Below are 19,957 nucleotides of genomic sequence, written 5' to 3'. Positions count from 1 at the left end.
CCCACCCCCCCCCAACCCCCTTCCTCCCAAATTTATTCATAAAAAAATAATCTTGATTACAACTTCTAAATTTTTAATTTTGATGAATATAATTTAATATTACAGTAAAATTATGGTAAAATCATCCATGAAAGCTCTGGATAAAAAGCGTTGGGAAGCCATTCAGCAAGATAACCAGGCGGCTTTTGAGGAAGTCTATCAAGCTTATTCCCTCCGATTATTCCAAGAAATAACCAAGCGGATCAGCGACCGGGATGCTGCGCAGGATATCCTGCAGGATATTTTCCTCTGCCTTTGGGAAAGAAGGAAGAAATACCAGCCCCAGGGCGAGATCTATCCCTACCTCTATGGGATGGCCATCAACCGGGTCCTCAATTATTACCGCAAAAACAAAAAACAGCCCATACTCTATGAAATTTGGGAAAATCTGCCCGAAAGTCTATTGGGCTTGGAAGAACTTTCCCTGGCCTTCAAGCAGGCCCATACCCAGGAACTGGAAACCCTCCTGGAAATAGCCATTTCCCAATTGCCCAAACGCATGCGGCAGGTCTATACCCTCCGTTTCGAGGACAAGAAATCCATCGCGCAGATCGCCTCCGAACTTCAGACCTCGCCCCACACCGTCAACAACCAATTAAAAGAGATCCGAAAACGCTTCGTCAAAACCTTAAAAACCACCCGTTTTATATTCATCTAATATTATCAAATTATTAAATCGGATTTTCCCAATAGCCATTTTTTAATATTTCGTTCCTTTCTAATAGACGCATCAAGGTATTTGTTAGAAATGACCCAAAAGGAATTTGATAAGTTATTGGAAAGATACAGCCATTCCGCCTGTACAGCAGAGGAAATCGATCGATTGGAGATCTGTTTTCTGAGGCTGACAGATCGGGAAGAAGGTAAAGAAATTCCGATTGAAATCGAGGGAAAAGAAATTCCTATGCACGGCGAGGAAGCCGAACTGCTTGCCCGGGTCTATGCACACATCCGCAACAAAATGAATTCCGATAATGCAAAACCTACCAAGGTCTATAACATCCATAAGCGATGGATTTCCTGGGCAGCCGTGATTTTCCTATTGATGGCATTCAGCTTTTGGATTTGGAAATTCTATGGGATAGGGAATAGGCAAGAAAACCAAGAGCAAATGGTTCAGCAGGATGTGCCGGCTGCCCAAACAAAAGCCCTATTATCCTTCTCGAAAACAGGCAGCAAAGAGCTTCAGGACAAAAGGAAGGATGGATTGCATTCGAAGATCAAGCGGTCCAAATACGTTATACCGCCAATGGCGTGGTCTATATCCCCAAAAAATTGCCGCATTATCAAGATTTCCAAACAGCAGGCCCTTCCAGGAAATCCAGCATCCATCGGATCTCGACCAGCAATGCGCAGCAGTACCGTGTAGAGCTTTCCGATGGCAGTATCGCCTACCTGAATGCAGGTTCCAGCATCCGTTTTCCTAGCCTTTTTGAGGAGCAGGAAAGAAAAGTCCAGGTAAGCGGTGAAGTCTTCTTCGAGGTAGCCTCATCTCCTTCACGCTCGAGCAATCCGCAATGGAAAAAAGTCCCATTTATTGTAGAGACCGAGCATCAACAAGTGGAGGTGCTGGGTACCACCTTTAACATCCGGGCCTATGCGGGCGAAATGGAAACCACCAGTTTGGCAAGCGGAAAATTGCTGGTGCGCAGTAAGCAAACAGCAGGGCAGGCCATTCTGCATCCTGGCGAAACGGCCTATCTAAGTGAGCAGATACATATCAGAAGCGGGAAAACCGACGAGGCCATCGCCTGGCGTCATGGGGATTTCCAGTTCCAGGACCATTCTTTAGGCCATATATTAAAAGAGATCGAACGCTGGTATGATGTGAAAGCATCCTGCCCGGCGGAGCTGGAAAACCTACGGTTTTCCGGTATCATATCCCGGAAACAACCCCTGTCGGCCATCATAGACATGCTGAACAGCACGGGTCAATTCCAGATCAGCTTATCGGAAAGGAGGTTGTTAGTGCGAAAATAATACCCTTAAAGAAGTAAATAGGCGATGCTGCTCGTAACAACATCGCCTGGTAAACGCTTCATAAAATCTGAATCTCAAATTTTAGATAACTTAATACAAGAACAAAAGTATGAATTTTTATCAAGTCATGCGCATTATGAAATTATGCATGCTCCTCATTTGCTGTTGTTTGATCCAGGTTTCCGCAAAAACCTACGGACAACGAATCAGTATGGTTAAATCCAATGCCAGCATTCCGGAAGTACTCTTGGAAGCCAGAAAGCAATCGGGCTACGATTTCTTTTATGACGCCAATATCTTCGCCGGAACGTCCAAGGTAACCGTTAAACTGGCCAGCGCCACGCTGGAAGAAGCCTTGAATGCCTGTTTTTCCCACCTGCCTTACCGCTATAGCATCAAGAACAATATCGTGGTCATCCATAAGGTAGCCGATACAAAATCTGCTGCTAAGGCTTCAAAGCAACAGATGGGAAAGATCATCGGCAAGATTGTGGACAGTAGGGGAAAGGGAATCTATCGGGTGAGCATCAAACTGCAGGAGAACGGCTATAGTACCCGAACGGCTGCCGATGGATCCTTCAGCATGGATGTCCCTATCGGAACGTATACCATCATGGTCAGCCACGTGTCCTACCAGACACAAAAGGTCGTGGATGTACTGGTTCGCGCAGGCGAAATGGTACGGATGGATCTCGCCATGAGGGAAACCAGTTCCAAGATCAAGGAGGTGGTGGTCACCACAACCTTTAAGAAAGCCACAATTTCCGGGCTATTGGCCGCCAGGAAGAATGCGGCCTCGGTAACCGATGGGATCTCTGCGGAGGAGATCGCGAGGACACCCGACAACGATATGGGACAGGTACTGAAAAGGGTGACCGGCTTAACCACGGTGAACAACCGATCGGTGGTGGTTCGGGGGATGTCGGACAGGTATAATCAGGCCCAGATCGATGGGGTGAATTTACCAAGTACCTCCATCTTTAAACGCGATTTCGCTTTTGATGTCATCCCTACGGAATTGGTGAGCTCAGTGGTGGTGAACAAGACTGCTACGCCGGATGTCTCTTCGGAATTTGCCGGAGGACAGATCTCCGTGAATACCCTGGACATCCCCGATCGCAACTTTACCAGTATCAGCCTAGGTACCGGAGGAAATAGCCAGAGCCTAGGTAAAGATTTCTATCGATTGGGTGAGCGGAAAACAAATGAGTACCTGGGGTTCTATGATAAAAGTGCCGAAATTCCGGCGGGGATTACCCCATGGTATATCCATATGGAAGCCCGGCAGAAGGAGGTGATCCCAAGAGGGAAACAAACCGATCCATCCATTAAGGATAAGTTTCTGATCATCCATACCGACCCTCGAACCTATGGGGATTTGGATGCGATCGAGCAGAGTAAACGATTTACGGTTGAACCTCTTAGAAGGAATAGGTATATCGGAAGCCCCAACCAGAATTTTAGGTTTTCCTTGGGCCGGGTATTTGATCTCCCGGAGGATATCCGTTTGGGATTTGTGGCCAGTGCGAATTTCCGGAATGAACAGAACCTAAGGCAATCCAATAATGTACGCGGTGCCACTTTTATCCATTATTCGCCTGATGGAAAGGTAACTGGGAGATGGATGGATAGCGATAAATTTGGCTATAATGGTCCTGGAGTGACCTATCGATTTAATAGCAGCAGCGGTTTGATCGGGAACATTGGTATCCAAGGTCCAAAATTTAAGCTGGCCATAAAAAATGTCTACTCGAGAACCTACGCCGATGATTTCTCGGAATATTACCGAATGAACTATTCGGATGCGGTGGAGTCGGATGATCTTCATCCGGCCAGGGAACAATATCAATTGCCGGAATCCCTTTCCATTTTACAGCATCAGATCAATGGTGACTACCATTTTCCATGGCGCATCAAATTGGAAGGGATGTTCACCGTGAATAACAGCAAGATGCGGATCTTGGATGAGCGTCGGTTGCGGTATAACCCAACTTTAGAGCATGAAGGGAAAATGCGGTATCAGACGCCAGCGGTTTATACTACCTCACAGACTGGGTCGGGTGAATTGGGTCGGGAAGGAAGGCTATGGTCCTTAGCGGATGGTGTGGACTACAATTGGGCAACCGCTTTGTCGAAGAGTTTCGATTTTGGGGATAAATACCAAAATATCATCAAAGTGGGTTATCAAGGTTGGGACAAACGTAAGAGCTATGATCAGGAAAGGGTAATGTTTATGATGCGTTCTTATGTAAAAGGAAATGAATCAAGCACGGTTCCCTTCCTTTCCTACCATGATATTTTTGCCGACCATGCCAACGTGGGGGATCAGGATAACCAAGTTTATTATTTTCCCAGCTATACCAATGGAAACATGTTTGAAGGAAGGATGAAGAACCATTCCCTATATGCCATGATGGATCAACGTTTATGGCGTTTCCTAAGGTTGGTATATGGGGTCCGTGTAGAATATTACGATCTCAAGAACCAGCAGGATGCCGCATTTGCCAGACGGAGTGAATTTAATCCTACTGTAATTGATAATCCATTGTACCGGCATCAAAAGGGAGTGTTTGACAAGGATGTGCGCTGGATGCCTTCTGTAAACGCCACGTTAAACCTCACCCATAACATCAATTTTAGAAGCTCTTTTTCACGGACAGCCATCCGGCCAGATTTCAGGGAAACCGCAATGGTAGGGGGTAATATCCCGGAATTGAATGCCAACGTATATGGGGAACATGTTTTTACCACGGGAGTAGAAAATACCGACGTCCGTTTGGAGTGGTACCCGAGTGCGGAGGAACTGCTCTCCATTACGGCCTATTATAAATACCTGGATGCCCCGGTAGAATTGATGCGGAGTCGATCAGAAAATTCCAAAACCTACTATTATAACAATATGCTTTCTGCCTATAACAAAGGGCTAGAATTGGAATTCCGGAAAAACATGGGATTCCTTGGGAAATCCAATTGGCTGAAGAACCTATATCTGTTTGGCAATGGAACGCTATTGCGGTCCAGGGTAGAGGTGTTGGATATCTATAAAACGACAAGAGTGGATGAGGAGGTGGTAAGAACGAAAGAAAGATTGCCAGGTCAGGATCGGCCATTAATAGGACAATCGCCTTGGTTGTTGAACCTCGGGATAGCTTATTGGGGTGAAAATTATGGAATTACAGGTAGCTTCAACCATAGGGGGCATCGGACTTCGCTAACCCATGTGCAGATGAACCTTGTGGAGTTTGAGAATGCCCCAAGACAATTGGATCTCCAAGTGTATGCACGTTTTATGAAGAAAAAGATGGAGGTAAAATTCAATGCTGCCAATCTGTTGAATGATTGGGCTGTATTTTATAGAAATGAAAAGTACAAGTCTCCAGGAGAAATGGAAGAAGCGATTAAATTAGATCCTAAAAATGCAGAGAGACCTAGTGTTGGGGATCTAAGATATAATTATGACGATGGGGATGCTATCCTTTACAGATTTAGGGATGGTCGCCGCTTTGGTCTAAATATTTCATATAATTTTTAAATCATGAGAAAGAAAATGTTATGGGTACAGATTGGATTGGTTCTGGGGTTTTTATTTGTCCAAGCCTGCAGTAAATCCGTAGTTGATGAAAATATCCTGCCAGTTACCCAAATAAAATTGAATGCTATAGGGAATTTATCCTTGAAAAGTATTACCTATCAAGAGAATGAATACAAAATGGAACGAGGACGATATCTAATACCTTATGAAGCGGGCAAAGACAGCATTAAAATTAAATTGAATTTCAATAACGCTAAATTATCAGGATGGCACCAAATTCCAAACCATAAAAGAGAAATCAACCAGGTGTATTACGTTTCAGATTTTGCCGATTCTACCTTGACTGTAAGTGACAAACACCCTTTAGATGATTTTAAAACCGAAAAAGGATATATGTATGTGAAGTTTTTTGGACAGAATACAGACTTATTCCCGGATAAGAAACCTTTTCATCTCGCAGTTTATGGCATAATAGAAGAAAAATCAAGACCTTGGGTGCATGTTGAATATACCGAAAAACCGTTAGATACCATATTCAATATCTCATCTAAATTTCCAAAAGAATATTTTAAAGTAAAACATTATGAAAAATATGTTGCTATAAAATTAAAATTATTGAATAATCAAAAAGAAGAATTAAAAATAAAGGGTAGAAATTCTCAAGATTTATTTAGGGCTTATTATTTTTTGGAAAAAACCTCAAGAAGGCATATTTACACAATTTGGCTAAACCCTCGTAAAGTAACCCCGTTTTCTAAGGAAGATTATAATACCTACAATAATAATAAAGATGGTGGATTTACTGTCAATAATTTTTTTAGTGTTTTGGAAAGATTTTAATCCGGCTCCATGAAAGGCATCAACACCCATCAGCATCAGGAACTCATGCGTAGGATCTACGGATTGGAAATCCTTTACCAGCTCCATGGTTTTGAGGAGGAACTTTCTTCCCTGCGCGAGAAGCATCAATTCCTGCGCGAAGCACATCGGGAGTACTGCCACATCCTAAATAAATTGGATGAAATATTGGAGGATTATAAAGTCGCTGCACATGAGCTTAAGAAGGAATGCAAAGGAAATGCTATCTTGAAAAATGGGCACCATAAACAGGATCTGGAGATCCAACGGATGTTACGGAAAATAAAAGCAATTTAAACTGATATTAACCTTTAATTTAATCCCTGGGCGTGAAATTTAATCATTCTCAGGGATTGCTTTTTCATTTAATCGGGAAGAGCGTTGCATGAACTACTTTTTTTTGTAGACTTGTACTATCATATCACGATATGATCGCCTAAAAAACTTATAAACATAAATCCTAAATTAAAATCAAACACATGAAAAGAAGATTTTTACTTACTTTTTTCGGGGTAGCGTTGTATGCATCCTGTTTGATGGCGCAGCAAAAAGCGGTAACAGGGAAAGTTGTTTCTTCCAATGGAGAGGTGCTTTCAAATGTTACGGTGCTCGTGAAAGGGACCGACCGGATGGTGCAGACCAATGCGGACGGAACCTTCTCGATTCAAGCTGCTCCAGGCGAGACCTTGGTGTTTCGCATGATCGGTTCCGATGAAAGGAACCAGGTGGTCGGTGCTGGAAATGTATACAACATCACGCTGCAATCGTCCGATGAAGCGATCGACGAAGTGGTAGTGACCGCCATGGGTATCAAGCAACAGGCAAGAAGCTTGGGTTATTCCGCCCAGAATGTTTCTTCCAAAGAGCTGACCGAAAGTAATCAGCCCAACTTAGTGAACACCCTACAAGGTAAGGTGGCTGGTGTACAGGTAACCAATTCTGGAGGTTCACCCGGTACCTCTGCCTCTATCTACATCCGAGGTGGAAGTTCCCTGAGTGGGAATAACCAACCGCTATTTGTTGTGGATGGTATTCCGATCGATAACAGCACGCCCATCTCCCAAGGAGGTTTAACAGCAGGAGTGGCCCCGGCATCCAACCGGGCCATCGACATCAATCCCGAAGACATCGCAAGTATTTCGGTATTGAAAGGTCCTGCCGCATCTGCCCTTTATGGATTGCGGGCAGCCTCTGGTGCAGTGATCATCACGACCAAGCGGGGGAATTCCGGAAAAGGAAGCATCAGCTACGGAAATACCTTCTCTTGGGATAAGGCGAATAAATTGCCAGAATTGCAAGGGGTCTTTAAACAGGGACGAAACGGGATTTTCGAAAATGAAAGTTACCTTTCCTGGGGGCCAGAGTTTGCATCAAATGAGGTGATCTACGATAATCTGGGCGGATTCTTCAAAACTGGCTTTGCCCAGAACCACGACCTCTCGGCGAGTGGTGGTTCGGAACGTTCTACCTTCTATGTTTCTGGAAACCTCATGGAACAGGGAGGTATCGCAAAGAACAACGACTTTTCCAGAAGGTCCTTTCGGTTGAACGCAGACCATAAGATATTCGACAACCTAAAGATCGGCGCCAATATGACCTATATGAATACAGGTCGTACCTATTTCCCGCAGGGTTCTGAAAATGGGGTAATGGGTGCCATCTATTGGCCGAGGAACGTGCAGATGACAGATTTCCTGAATGAGGATGGAACGCAGAAAACCCTGAGTGAAAATGGGGAAAATGCCATTGATAACCCGTATTGGACCATCAATAAAAAACCGATAACCAATAGGGTTAACAGGGTGATCGCGATGGGGGATGTGAATTATAACCCCTATGAATGGTTGACCTTGACCTATCGATTGGGAACAGATTATTATGGGGAGAATTTTCAAAGTATCACGGCTCCGACATCACAAACTGGATTAACGGGTTATATGACTGAATCAAAGGCCAATAACCAACTGACCACTTCGACGTTCTTGGCCAATGCCAAGCAATCAGTGTCGGACTTTAATTTTGATTTTACCGTTGGTCATAACATAGAGACGATATTTAGAGAAACCAATACCGCCACAGCAAGGAATTTCATTGATCCGGATTTTGCTTCCATCAATAATGCGTTGGCGGAAGACCGTACCGTATCCACCAGCATCTCCAGAAGGAGAATTGTTGGGGTGTTCGGTGATTTTACGGCAGATTGGAAAAACATCATCTACCTGAACCTAAAAGGAAGAAACGATTGGACATCCACCCTCCGAGCAGGTCAAAATTCCTTTTTCTATCCAGCAGTGAGCACCTCCATTATCCTTACGGACCTGATGAAGGAACTTTCTGGAAACAGTAGTACCGGTTTTCTGTCGTATGCAAAATTAAGGGCAGCCTGGGCGCAGGTAGGTAAAGATGCACCAGCGCATAAATTGGCCACAACCTTAGGTACCTATATCAATGATTTCACCATCAATCCACGTGGATTTATCTCCAATATGAATGATACCTATGGAAATCCTAACCTGGTTCCGGAATTCACGAATTCGTTGGAATTTGGCGCGGATCTTAAAATGTTCAATAACCGTATCGGATTGGATGTGACCTGGTACAAGACAAATTCGGATAATCAGATCCTGAGCACCAGGACTCCGCCTTCTTCAGGCTCGTTCTTGGCCGTGCTGAACGGTGGAGAGATCGAGAATGTTGGTTGGGAAGGGATTTTGAACGTGCAAGCAGTTAAAAAGCACGATTTTTCATGGTCCTTCGATGTGAATTTCAGTAAAAATAAGGCCACTGTGCTTAATCTTCCTGGTTTCTTGGATCGGGTGGAACTGTCGGATGCTTGGGTAAAGGGCGATGCTGCACAAGGAGCTGCCTTCTTGAATTCTACCCTGTTTGGGATAAATGGAAAAACCTGGAAAACCAATGATGCCGGACAATATTTATTGGATAATAACGGTATGCCACAAGTAGTTTCGACCTTGTCCAATATCGGCGACCGTAATCCGGACTGGATCGGCGGTATCACCAACAATTTCCAATATAAAAACCTTGGATTATCCTTTATGTGGGATGTTCGCCAGGGTGGCGATGTATTCAATGCAACGGCCTATACCTTGGTGTTGTCGGGTTTGAGTCCATTGACGCTGGATCGCGGAACGGCTGTGATTCCGGGTATCATCGAATCCACCGGAGCGACCAATACCACCGCTATTCCGTTGAACCAAGATTATTATACCAGCAGGTTTGCGAACAATGGGTATAATTTCGTGGAAGATGGAAGCTGGATCCGATTGCGTTATGTGAGTCTTTCGTATAAGGCACCGGCTTCGTTTACAGAGAGGTTGAAATTATCGAATCTCCAGTTCACACTGACCGGAAGAAACTTGTTGTTGTTCACGGATTATTCGGGAGTTGATCCGGAAGTTTCCGGATCTGGAGCAGGAGTAGCAGGAGCGGGGTCCTTCGGGTTTGACAACCTAGGGGTTCCAGCGACCAGGGGATTTGATTTAGGTTTGAAATTTTCATTTTAATAGGCCATGAAGAATTTTATTAAAAACAGTTTATATATAGCACTAGCAGCAACGAGTTTGGGATTGGGATCATGCCAGAAATTCCTGGATGTAAATGAAGATCCGAACAATCCCTCGAAGGTAGAGGCTGCGAGCAGGATTGCTGGAGCAATCACGACTTCAAGTGGGGCGGCACAGTGGCGTGCTTCGCGGGAGGTAGCCGGAGTAACGCAATATGGGGCCATACAGAGTGCCTCTTCAGGAGGATATTCGGCAACGAATTGGCGATTTACTTCGGGTTATTTTGCTTGGCAGAATGCCTATGTGATCACGATGCCAAATGCCGTGGATATTATTGTATTGGGAGAGGAAGAAGGAAATCCACATTTTGTTGGAGTAGGAAAAACCTTATTGGCACTGAATTTCGGATTGCTGACCGCTCAATATGGTGATATCGTAGTCGATGATTTTTATAATGGTAAGGATATGATTTCCTTGGTCCCAAAATTCAATACCCAAAAAGAGGTCTACGAGCGTTTGCAGACCATACTTGATGAGGCTATTGCCGCTTTTGAAAGAACGGACAACAAGCGGGGCTTGCACGTGAAAAACGGAGACCTGCTGTACCAAGGGGATATTTCCAAATGGAAGAAGTTCGCTTGGGCCTTAAAGGCAAGGTACATGAACCATTTGAGTAAGAAATCGGGGCTGTACAATGCGGATGAGATCATCAAAGCCTGTCAGAATGCGTTCAATGGCGATGGAATGGATGCCGAGTTCCCTTATTTATCGGGCGGATTGTTGGTGGATGAAAACCCATGGTCGAGCTGGGGTGGTTTTGAATCCTTAACCAACCCTAGGTATTTTGCTTGGTCGCAGTTTTTTGTGAACATGCTGAGCTCTTTTCCGGTGACCAATAAATTATACCAGGATCCACGGATCAGTAAGATCATGCAGCCTGCGGCTTCCGATGGGAAATATCGTGGACCAGCGGCGGGGGCATTTATTGCCAATGGACAAGGGGTTTTGCCAGATGGTTCGCCGGGTGATGCAAGCAAGACCAAGCCAGAGGATTACGGCAGATTCAGCAAGAGTGGCTTCTACACCAACACCACTTCTCCTTTTGGTTTCATTACCTATTCGGAGGTGAAACTGATCGAGGCCGAGGCACGATTGCGGAAAGGGGATAAGCCGGGCGCATTAGCCGCTTATGAAGAGGGTGTGAAGGCCAATATGCGTAAATTGGGGGTATCTGCCTCGGATATCAATGCCTATTGGGCAGCACAAGTAGCTGATAACCTGACTGGACATTTTGACCAATTGAATACAGGTCTTTCGCACATCATGCGTCAGAAATATATTTCCTTGTGCCTAAACCCAGAAACTTGGGTGGATATGCGTAGGATGGATTACAGTTCGGCAATCTATGGTCCGAGTCTGAAAAGACCGGCCAACCTGAACACGACTATTTTTGATCCGAACAATAATTCCCAATGGATACAAGCGATGCTTTATGAAAGTAATGAGCAGAACAGGAATCCGGAAGAGGTAGGTGATAATTCGGAGAAATACCGATTGTTGACCCCACTTTGGTTCAATGTGGTAGAATAAAAGAAAAGGCTTGAAACATTGTTTCAAGCCTTTTTTTGATGTTGCCCGACCTGGATTCGAACCAAGACAAACGGCACCAAAAACCGTCGTACTACCATTATACTATCGGGCAATCCTTTTAGTTTTTTGTCTCAGGTTGTTCCCTTTTGACGATGCAAATATACGTCGAGTTTTCTAATTCGCAAATAAAAAATTAGGTTAATTGTTAAATATACTGATTTTCAATGCAATATTTTTTGGCTTTAAATGGCTCTCTGTGCATTTTATGTTGTTTTGCCTATTAGAACTGTATTAAATTCGAAACTATTTGTTCGTTTATTCGTAGGAATCCTTATTTTCGAAGCAGAATTATTAGAAAACCTGCTGGTACAACTATGAATTATAAAAAAATCAATAACCTGTTGGGATGGGCCTGTGGTATCATTGCTACACTGGTTTATGTGTTGACGTTAGAAAAAACAACAAGCTGGTGGGATACAGGTGAGTTTATTGCCTCTGCCTACAAAATGCAGATTGTACACCAACCTGGTGCACCTTTATTCCTGATGTTGCAAAACATATTCTCGAATTTCGCCTTTGGTGATAATACCAAAATTGCTTATTGGATGAATGTGGGTTCGGCCGTATGTAGTGGTCTGACCATTACCTTCCTGTTCTGGACCATTTCGGCCTTGGCTAAGAAAGTATATGGAAGAATCAATACCTCTGGGGAACTATCCAATACCGCAATCATCAATATCATGGGTTCTGCTGCGGTTGGGGCCTTGGCCTATACCTTTACCGATACGTTCTGGTTTTCGGCTGTAGAGTCTGAAGTATATGCTATGTCTTCCCTTTGTACGGCAGTGGTCTTCTGGGCCATCCTGAAATGGGATGAACATGCCGACGAGCCGCAATCCAACAAATGGTTGTTATTGATTGCTTATGTCATGGGCCTTTCCATTGGGGTGCACTTATTGAACTTATTGGCCATTCCGGCCTTGGCTTTGGTGGTGTATTTCCGAAAAACCAATAAAGTGACCACTTCTGGAGTGGTAAAAACTTTATTGTTAGGGGTGGTGATCCTGGGTTTTGTCCTTTGGGGTATTATTCAGTACCTGATCAAATTGGCGGCGCATTTCGATAGGATCTTTGTCAATTCCTTTGGCCTGGGATTCGGTTCGGGTGTTACCTTCTTTGCGCTATTGGTATTGGGTGTACTGGTTTGGGGATTATGGTATTCGCATAAAAAGATCAAGCCGATCATGAACATCGCTTTCCTGAGTGTTGCCTTCATTATCTTCGGGTACAGTTCATTCTCGATGATCTTGATCCGTGCGAAGGCAAATCCAACCCTGAACAACTCCGATCCGGACAATGCTTTCTCTTTCTTGAGCTACCTGAACCGGGAGCAATACGGCGATGAACCTTTGTTCAACGGACGCTATTTCGATGCTAAACCTACGGATATGCATGAAACGGGCAAAGTATACCGGAAGGATGCCAACCGTTATAATGTAGCCAGAAAAAAATACGATTATACTTTCGATAGAACTACGCTTTTTCCACGTATCTATTCGGAAAAACATGAAGCCTACTACCGCGACTTCCTGAACCTGCCGGAAGGAACTGCCCCTACTATGGGGGATAACCTGAAGTTCTTCTTCGGTTACCAGATCGGCCATATGTACAGCCGCTATTTTATGTGGAATTTTGTCGGTAGACAGAACGATGCCCAGGGGCATGGTCAATTTACGGAAGGAAATTGGATTTCGGGAATCAAACCGATCGATAATATGCTGGTTGGCGGACAATATGCCCTGCCTGAATCAGAAAAACAAAATGCAGGAAGAAACACCTATTTCTTCTTACCGTTGATATTGGGGATTTTGGGTGCTGTATGGCACTTCAAAAAGGACCAAAAAGATGCGACGGTGGTGGCGCTCTTGTTCTTCTTTACCGGACTGGCCATTGTACTTTATCTTAACCAAACACCGATGCAGCCAAGGGAGCGGGATTATGCTTTTGCAGGATCTTTCTACGCTTTCTGTATCTGGGTGGGTATGGGTGCCCTTTGGATTTCGGATATGCTGAGCAGGAAGATGAACGCCAAAACGGCTGCCATGGCGGCAACAGGGGTATCCGTGCTTTGTGGACCTGTGCTGTTGGCAAGCCAGAACTGGGATGATCACGATCGCTCGGAGAAATTCCTGGCAAGGGACATGGCGAAAAACTACTTGGAGTCTTGTGCGCCGAATGCCATCCTATTCACCTATGGGGATAATGATACCTATCCGTTATGGTACGTGCAGGAGGTGGAAGGTTTCCGTACGGATGTGCGCGTAGTGAACTTGAGTTTATTGAGCTCTGATTGGTACATGAAACAGATGATGGAGAAAGTGAACGATGCGGATGCATTGCCATTGAACATCGATCCGGAGCAGATTAAGGATGGGGTGAGGGATGTGATCTATTACAATGATTTCAAGATTCCTGGACATGTAAACATTGAGGAATTATTGGCAGTGATGCTTTCTGATGATCCACAGGCAAAAGTTCAATTGCAGAGTGGTGAATTCGGAAACCTGCTTCCAACGAAGAATATGCAATATAAGGTGGATAAAGCCGCGGTAATTGCCAATAAGGTGGTGCCTAAGGAATGGGAAGATGTGATTGTCGATACAATGCAATGGACTTACCCAGGGAATATCGTTAGCCGTGCTGACCTTTCGATCATGGCCATTCTGGCGAACAATAATTGGAAGCGCCCGGTTTATTTTACCACAACAACACCTGAAGAAAACTACATCGGATTGGGTAAATACCTGGTATCTGAAGGTTTTGCCTTACGATTGATGCCGGTAGCTTCGGCGATGGAAGGTGAAATGAGCACTCCGATCGCTGATGTGGAGGGTACTTACAATAACATCATCAATAAATACAAATGGGGTAACATTGCGCATTCGAAATATCTGGATCCGGATTCCTACCGTTACATCAGCATATATGCGGGAAGTATCTTTGGGGAGACCGCACAAGGTTTATTGGCAAGCGGACATCAGGCAGAAGCCAAGAAATTGGTGAACAATGCCTATGAGAATCTTCCAAAACGGACCTACCTGATGTCGGAGATCTACGGTTATTCCAGCTTGATCGATGCGATGTACAAAGCGGGTGAACCTAGCAAAGCAACGGAAATCGTGAAACGCAATCTGAAATTCATCCGCGAGAACATGGCTTATTACATGGCGATAGCGGAAACAAAACCTAATCTGGAGATGCGGAATATGCGTTATGCCATGGCTTCCCTGCAGCATTACCAACAGATCCTGACGACGGCGAACCAGAAAGAACTGTTGGCCGAAGCCAATCAGATCTTCGATCAGTATAAAGGTCTTTTCCAAACAGGAGAGTAAGGAATTGATGCGGAGCATCAAGCATTAAATAATTGATAAAAAGCAGCTTATTTCGTAAGCTGCTTTTTTTATGTTCAGGGAATCCGGGATTGCATTACGAATTTTGGAAAAAATGCCTTATTTTTGCCTAAATAAATCCATAGATGAAACAATCGAAATTATTAGATGGTCCTAAGTTTCAGATTACGCTCAAGCGATTGTCTCAACAATTAATTGAAAATCATGGTGATTTCAGTAATGCCGTGATCATCGGAATTCAGCCACGCGGAACCTATTTAGCAGAACGTTTAGTGAAAGAAATCAAAGAAATGACCGGGGTAGAAGTGCCTAAGGGAATTCTTGATATTACTTTTTATCGGGATGATTTCCGGATGAAAGGGGCGAGTCCATTGGCAGCGAATAGTACGGTGATCGATTTTATCATTGATGGCAAGGATGTGATCTTGGTAGATGATGTGTTATGGACCGGAAGAACCATTCGTTCGGCCATGGATGCGCTTCAGGCTTTTGGTCGTCCGAATCAGATTGAGCTTATGGTGTTGGTGGATCGTCGTTTTTCCAGACAGATCCCGATCCAACCGGATTATATTGGTATCCAGGTGGATTCCATCGATTCCCAAAAGGTTATTGTCAGCTGGAAAGAGGTAGATGATAACGATAGTATTGTGTTAATCACCGATAAGAAGTAGTGATTTTATATTGTTTTACAAATGTCAGCATCTGAACAACTAAGTACCCGTCATTTATTAGGCATAAAGGATTTGAACAGCAATGATATCCAATTGATCTTGGATACAGCGGCAAATTTTAAAGAGGTCTTAAACAGACCGATCAAGAAAGTGCCTTCCTTACGTGATATCACCATTGCCAATGTTTTTTTCGAAAACTCTACCCGAACGAGGTTATCTTTTGAATTGGCGGAGAAGCGCCTTTCGGCGGATATCGTGAACTTCGCGGCATCTTCTTCTTCGGTGAGCAAAGGGGAGACCTTGATCGATACGGTGAACAATATCCTGGCGATGAAGGTGGATATGATCGTGATGCGCCATCCTTATGCGGGAGCTGGGGTTTTCTTGAGCAGGCATGTGGATGCACAGATCGTGAATGCCGGTGATGGTGCGCATGAGCACCCGACGCAGGCTTTGTTGGATTCTTTTTCCATCAGGGAAAGACTGGGCGATGTGGCTGGTAAAAAAGTGGCTATCATTGGGGATATTTTACACTCGAGGGTGGCTCTTTCGAATATTTTATGTTTGCAGAAGCAGGGTGCTGAGATGATGGTCTGTGGACCAACTACCTTGATCCCCAAATATATTTCTTCCTTAGGAGTGAAGATTGAGCATGATCTGATGAAGGCGTTGAATTGGTGTGATGTGGCGAATATGCTGCGGATCCAGTTGGAGCGTCAGGATATTGCTTACTTTCCTTCTTTACGGGAGTATTCGATGTTGTATGGTTTGAATAAGCAGATCCTGGATTCGTTGGATAAGGAGATTGTGATTATGCACCCGGGCCCTATTAATAGGGGAGTGGAGATTACGTCGGATGTAGCGGATAGTAGTCATTCTATTATTTTGGACCAGGTGGAAAATGGAGTAGCGGTGAGAATGGCCGTGCTTTATTTGCTGGCTGGGCAGAGGGGGTAGATTCGTCATTGCGAGGAGGCACTTCGTCATTGCGAGGAGGCACGACGAAGCAATCTTTCGACTTGTGTAAAGATTGCTTCGTTCCTCGCAATGACGCGTAAAGGCAATCACATCACACACAACCACAACCACAACCACAACCACCAAACTTCCCCCAATCCCCACTCCCCCCCCCAATCCCATTTCTGTTAAATAAAGTTAAATGCCCTAGGTTATTAACAGGTGTTAACAACTTTTGAGGAAAACATACAACTTATCCATTAATTTCGTAGGTTGAAGGATTTGTGTCATTTTCACAGTGAAACTACCTTCCATATTAATTATTTGACAGGCAATCTATTAAAGGAGTATTCAATCGTATGTATAAAAAAATTTACCAGGTAGGTGTGGCTTTGAGCTTAATGAGTACACCAGCATTGGCACAACATTCAGCTTGGCAAGAGGTAAATAAGGCTTATAAAGAAGGCTTAGAGTTATTTGAAAGGGGAAAATTTAGTTCTGCATCCAAGCAGTTTGATCTGGTGGAGCAGTTGAGGACCAAGTCGACCCTACAATTGGATGAAACCCAAGAAATCAGTTTACTGAAAGAGAATGTCCGTTATTATCAAGCGGTATGTGCGATTGAACTTGGCGAATCTGATGCGGAAAATCAATTCCTGAAATTTATCCGTGACTATCCGGCAAGTGCCAATTCCAAAGCTGCCTATTTCCAGATCGGTAAATCCTATTACGCAAAGAAAGACTATCCTAAAGCGATCGAATGGCTCGAGAAAATCGATAGTAAAAACCTTGCTGGTGCGGAGAACTTAGAATATCGCTTCAAACTGGCCTACGCTAAATTCATGACCGGCGATTATGAAGCTTCAAAACCGGTGTTTTTGGAGTTGAAAGATCAAAGAAGCCCATACCAGGAAGCAGCCATCTATTATTCGGCCTACCTAAGCTACCTTGATCAAGAATATAAAACTGCATTGAATGAATTTGAACGCTTAGAAGGTTCAAAAACATACGAGAACAGTTACCCTTATTATATCACTGCCCTGTATTTCTTGGATAAACGCTATGACGAAGTATTAAGCTACGCATTGCCAAAACTGGAAACCACCAAGCAGGAAAGTGAAACCGACATGTTCCGCATCATTGCCGCCACCTATTTTATCAAAGGTGATTTGGACAAATCCAAAGAGTACTACGATAAATTCCAGGCGCAGGATCAAGGAAAAACACAGAACAATCAGGATAGTTACCAGATTGGTTATATCAATTACAAATTAGGACATTACGAAAAGGCGATTGAGGAATTGAGTAAACTGGAAGAACCGGATGCTTATTACCAAAGTGCCATGATTACCTTGGGGGATGCCTACCTAAAAACTGGCAACAAGCAAGGCGCTAGAAATGCATTCTTCAAAGCTTCGAAACTGGAGTTTGATCCAGAATTGAAAGAAGAAGGTTTGTTCAATTATGCCAAGCTTTCCTACGACCTGGAATTCCACCAGGTTGCGCTGGATGCGATCCAGGAATACATCAAAACCTATCCTAGAACTAAAAGAAACGAAGAGGCGAGGACATTGCAGGCGGAGGTATTGTTGAGTACCAAGAATTACCGCCAGGCAGTAGATGTGTTGGAAGCCTTGAAAAATAGAGGTAAAGAAGCGAATGCGGCTTACCAGAAAGTAACGTATTACCGTGGGTTGGAATATTACAATGAGCGTGCTTTTGAGAACGCGATTTCCATGTTCATGCGTTCGGAAGAAAACCGTCATGATGAGGAGATTCATGCTTTAGCGACCTATTGGAAAGCTGAAGCCATGTACGAGGTTCGTAAATACAAAGAGGCAGTTGCTAATTTCAATAAATTCCTGGCCTTGCCAGCAGCCCGTAAAACGGATGTGTATAACTATGCGAACTATGCCTTGGCGTATGCCGCCTTCCGTGCGGACAATTACAGCACCGCTGCCAATTATTTCGAGAGATTCTTAGCAGGCGGAGGTAAGGATGGTATCGATCTGAATACCCGCAACGATGCCTTTGCGCGTGCAGCAGATTCGTACCTGGCAATTAAAAACTACAGTAAGGCCGCTAATTATTACGACCGTCTGATCGCTTCGGGCGCGCAGAGTCAAGATTATGCCTTATTCCAAAAAGGGATATTATTAGGCCTTCAAGGCGATAACAATGGAAAGATTGCGACCTTGAATACCGTAATGTCGAAATACCCTAAATCCAATTATGCGGATGATGTGGCATTCGAGGTGCCATATACCTATTTCTTGATGGGCAACCATGACGAAGCGATAACCGGTTTGCAGAAAATGGTGGAGCAATATCCACGTAGTTCTTATGTACCGAGAGCTTTGGTGACCATTGGTTTGGTACAGTACAACAAGGATCAGAACGATGCGGCTTTGGCTACTTTCCAACGCGTAGTAAACCAATATCCTACAACGGATGAAGCGAAACAGGCTTTGGGATCCATCGAAAACATCTACTTGGATAAAGGGGATGCTTCGGGATACATCCGCTATGCGACAGGTACCAACATTGGTGACTTGAGCACGGCAGAGCAGGATGCACATACCTTCTCCATCGCCCGTACCTTATTCGATCGTGGAAACTGGCAAGCAACCGTTGAGGCGGTGAATGCTTATTTCGATAAGTTCCCGAAACCGATCAATGAGAAACATGCGCGTTTCTTACGTGGGGAAAGTAATGCTAACCTGGGTAAGGACAAAGAGGCATTGCACGATTTCAATATCATCATGAATGACTGGACTTCGGCCTATACCGAAAAGACCTTGATTTCTGTAGCGAAATTGCATTTGCGCAATAAGGCTTATAACGAAGCGACGCAAGTACTGAAGAAATTGGAGCTGACTTCGGAATACAAAGAGAACTATGGTTGGGCAGTGAACAACCTATTGGTGAGTTACTTCAATATCGGCGATTATACCGAGACCTTGAACTATGCGAACATCATCAAGAAGTATGAAAAAGCTTCGGAGGAGGATATCGCTAAAGCGCATCTATATGCGGCGAAGGCTTATTTGTCGACCAGTAGAGGTTCTGAAGGCATGAAGGAATTGAACCTTGCTGCCTTGAAATCAAAAACCGAAACCGGTGCTGAGGCACGTTATATGGTGGCGGAACAACAAGTGAAGAACAAAAACTACGATGGGGCAATCAAGTCGGCCTTGGATATCGCAGATTCCTTCTCTTCGTATGACTATTGGGTGGCCAAAGGATTTATCCTGATGGCTGAAGCCTACCAAGCGAAGGGCGACAATTTCCAAGCGAAATCGACGTTGGAAAGTGTGATCGAGAATTACGAAACCACGGATGATGGCATCCTGGAAACGGCTAAAAATTTGTTAGAAAAAATTAAATAAGAAT

At 44.3% G+C, this 19,957-nt stretch carries 12 protein-coding genes and 1 tRNA gene; 12 read left to right on the top strand and 1 reads right to left on the bottom strand.

Annotated features, from left to right (window positions below; translation table 11 throughout):
- Positions 1 to 112: 112 nt before the first annotated feature.
- From VJ786_RS12595 to VJ786_RS12560, 8 genes are all read left to right on the top strand, one after another.
- The gene (locus VJ786_RS12595; RefSeq protein ID WP_134776229.1) at positions 113 to 697 is read left to right on the top strand and encodes an RNA polymerase sigma factor; all 585 of its coding nucleotides are present in this window, start codon (positions 113 to 115) and stop codon (positions 695 to 697) included.
- Positions 698 to 787: 90 nt separating this feature from the next.
- Positions 788 to 1,408 (top strand): hypothetical protein, encoded by a 621-nt coding sequence (locus tag VJ786_RS12590; RefSeq protein ID WP_134776228.1) that lies wholly within the window; start codon positions 788 to 790, stop codon positions 1,406 to 1,408.
- Positions 1,315 to 2,019 (top strand): FecR family protein, encoded by a 705-nt coding sequence (locus tag VJ786_RS12585; protein WP_134776227.1) that lies wholly within the window; start codon positions 1,315 to 1,317, stop codon positions 2,017 to 2,019. Before VJ786_RS12590 ends, VJ786_RS12585 begins: the two co-directional genes overlap by 94 nt.
- Positions 2,020 to 2,128: 109 nt before the next feature.
- Positions 2,129 to 5,551, top strand: coding sequence for a carboxypeptidase regulatory-like domain-containing protein (locus VJ786_RS12580; RefSeq protein ID WP_134776226.1), 3,423 nt, complete (start codon positions 2,129 to 2,131; stop codon positions 5,549 to 5,551).
- A gap of 3 nt (positions 5,552 to 5,554) precedes the next feature.
- Positions 5,555 to 6,391, top strand: coding sequence for a hypothetical protein (locus VJ786_RS12575; RefSeq protein WP_099366560.1), 837 nt, complete (start codon positions 5,555 to 5,557; stop codon positions 6,389 to 6,391).
- A gap of 9 nt (positions 6,392 to 6,400) precedes the next feature.
- Entirely contained in the window at positions 6,401 to 6,706 is a 306-nt protein-coding gene (locus VJ786_RS12570; RefSeq protein ID WP_099366559.1) for a hypothetical protein, read from the top strand.
- A gap of 182 nt (positions 6,707 to 6,888) precedes the next feature.
- Positions 6,889 to 9,933 (top strand): SusC/RagA family TonB-linked outer membrane protein, encoded by a 3,045-nt coding sequence (locus VJ786_RS12565; protein WP_134776225.1) that lies wholly within the window; start codon positions 6,889 to 6,891, stop codon positions 9,931 to 9,933.
- Positions 9,934 to 9,939: 6 nt separating this feature from the next.
- On the top strand, positions 9,940 to 11,523 hold the full coding sequence (locus tag VJ786_RS12560; RefSeq protein ID WP_134776224.1) for a SusD/RagB family nutrient-binding outer membrane lipoprotein: 1,584 nt from the start codon (positions 9,940 to 9,942) through the stop codon (positions 11,521 to 11,523).
- 41 nt (positions 11,524 to 11,564) lie between these two features.
- Here VJ786_RS12560 and VJ786_RS12555 read toward each other — a convergent pair.
- Positions 11,565 to 11,635: transfer RNA gene (locus VJ786_RS12555), tRNA-Gln, on the bottom strand.
- 262 nt (positions 11,636 to 11,897) lie between these two features.
- Between VJ786_RS12555 and VJ786_RS12550 the strand changes: the two genes are divergently transcribed.
- The 4 genes from VJ786_RS12550 to VJ786_RS12535 all read left to right on the top strand — a co-directional run bounded on the left by VJ786_RS12550 (position 11,898) and on the right by VJ786_RS12535 (position 19,953).
- Complete coding sequence (locus VJ786_RS12550; protein ID WP_134776223.1) at positions 11,898 to 14,918, top strand: glycosyltransferase family 117 protein; 3,021 nt, start codon at positions 11,898 to 11,900, stop codon at positions 14,916 to 14,918.
- A 143-nt stretch (positions 14,919 to 15,061) separates the two neighbouring features.
- Complete coding sequence (pyrR, locus tag VJ786_RS12545; protein WP_134776222.1) at positions 15,062 to 15,607, top strand: bifunctional pyr operon transcriptional regulator/uracil phosphoribosyltransferase PyrR; 546 nt, start codon at positions 15,062 to 15,064, stop codon at positions 15,605 to 15,607.
- 21 nt (positions 15,608 to 15,628) lie between these two features.
- Positions 15,629 to 16,564, top strand: coding sequence for an aspartate carbamoyltransferase catalytic subunit (locus VJ786_RS12540; RefSeq protein ID WP_134776221.1), 936 nt, complete (start codon positions 15,629 to 15,631; stop codon positions 16,562 to 16,564).
- A 359-nt stretch (positions 16,565 to 16,923) separates the two neighbouring features.
- Positions 16,924 to 19,953 (top strand): tetratricopeptide repeat protein, encoded by a 3,030-nt coding sequence (locus VJ786_RS12535; RefSeq protein WP_134776220.1) that lies wholly within the window; start codon positions 16,924 to 16,926, stop codon positions 19,951 to 19,953.
- The last annotated feature ends 4 nt before the right edge of the window (positions 19,954 to 19,957 follow it).

This window comes from Sphingobacterium tenebrionis, from assembly GCF_037126265.1.
In the GTDB taxonomy this organism is placed as follows: domain Bacteria; phylum Bacteroidota; class Bacteroidia; order Sphingobacteriales; family Sphingobacteriaceae; genus Sphingobacterium; species Sphingobacterium tenebrionis.
This window is presented reverse-complemented; position numbering and strand designations above follow the sequence as displayed.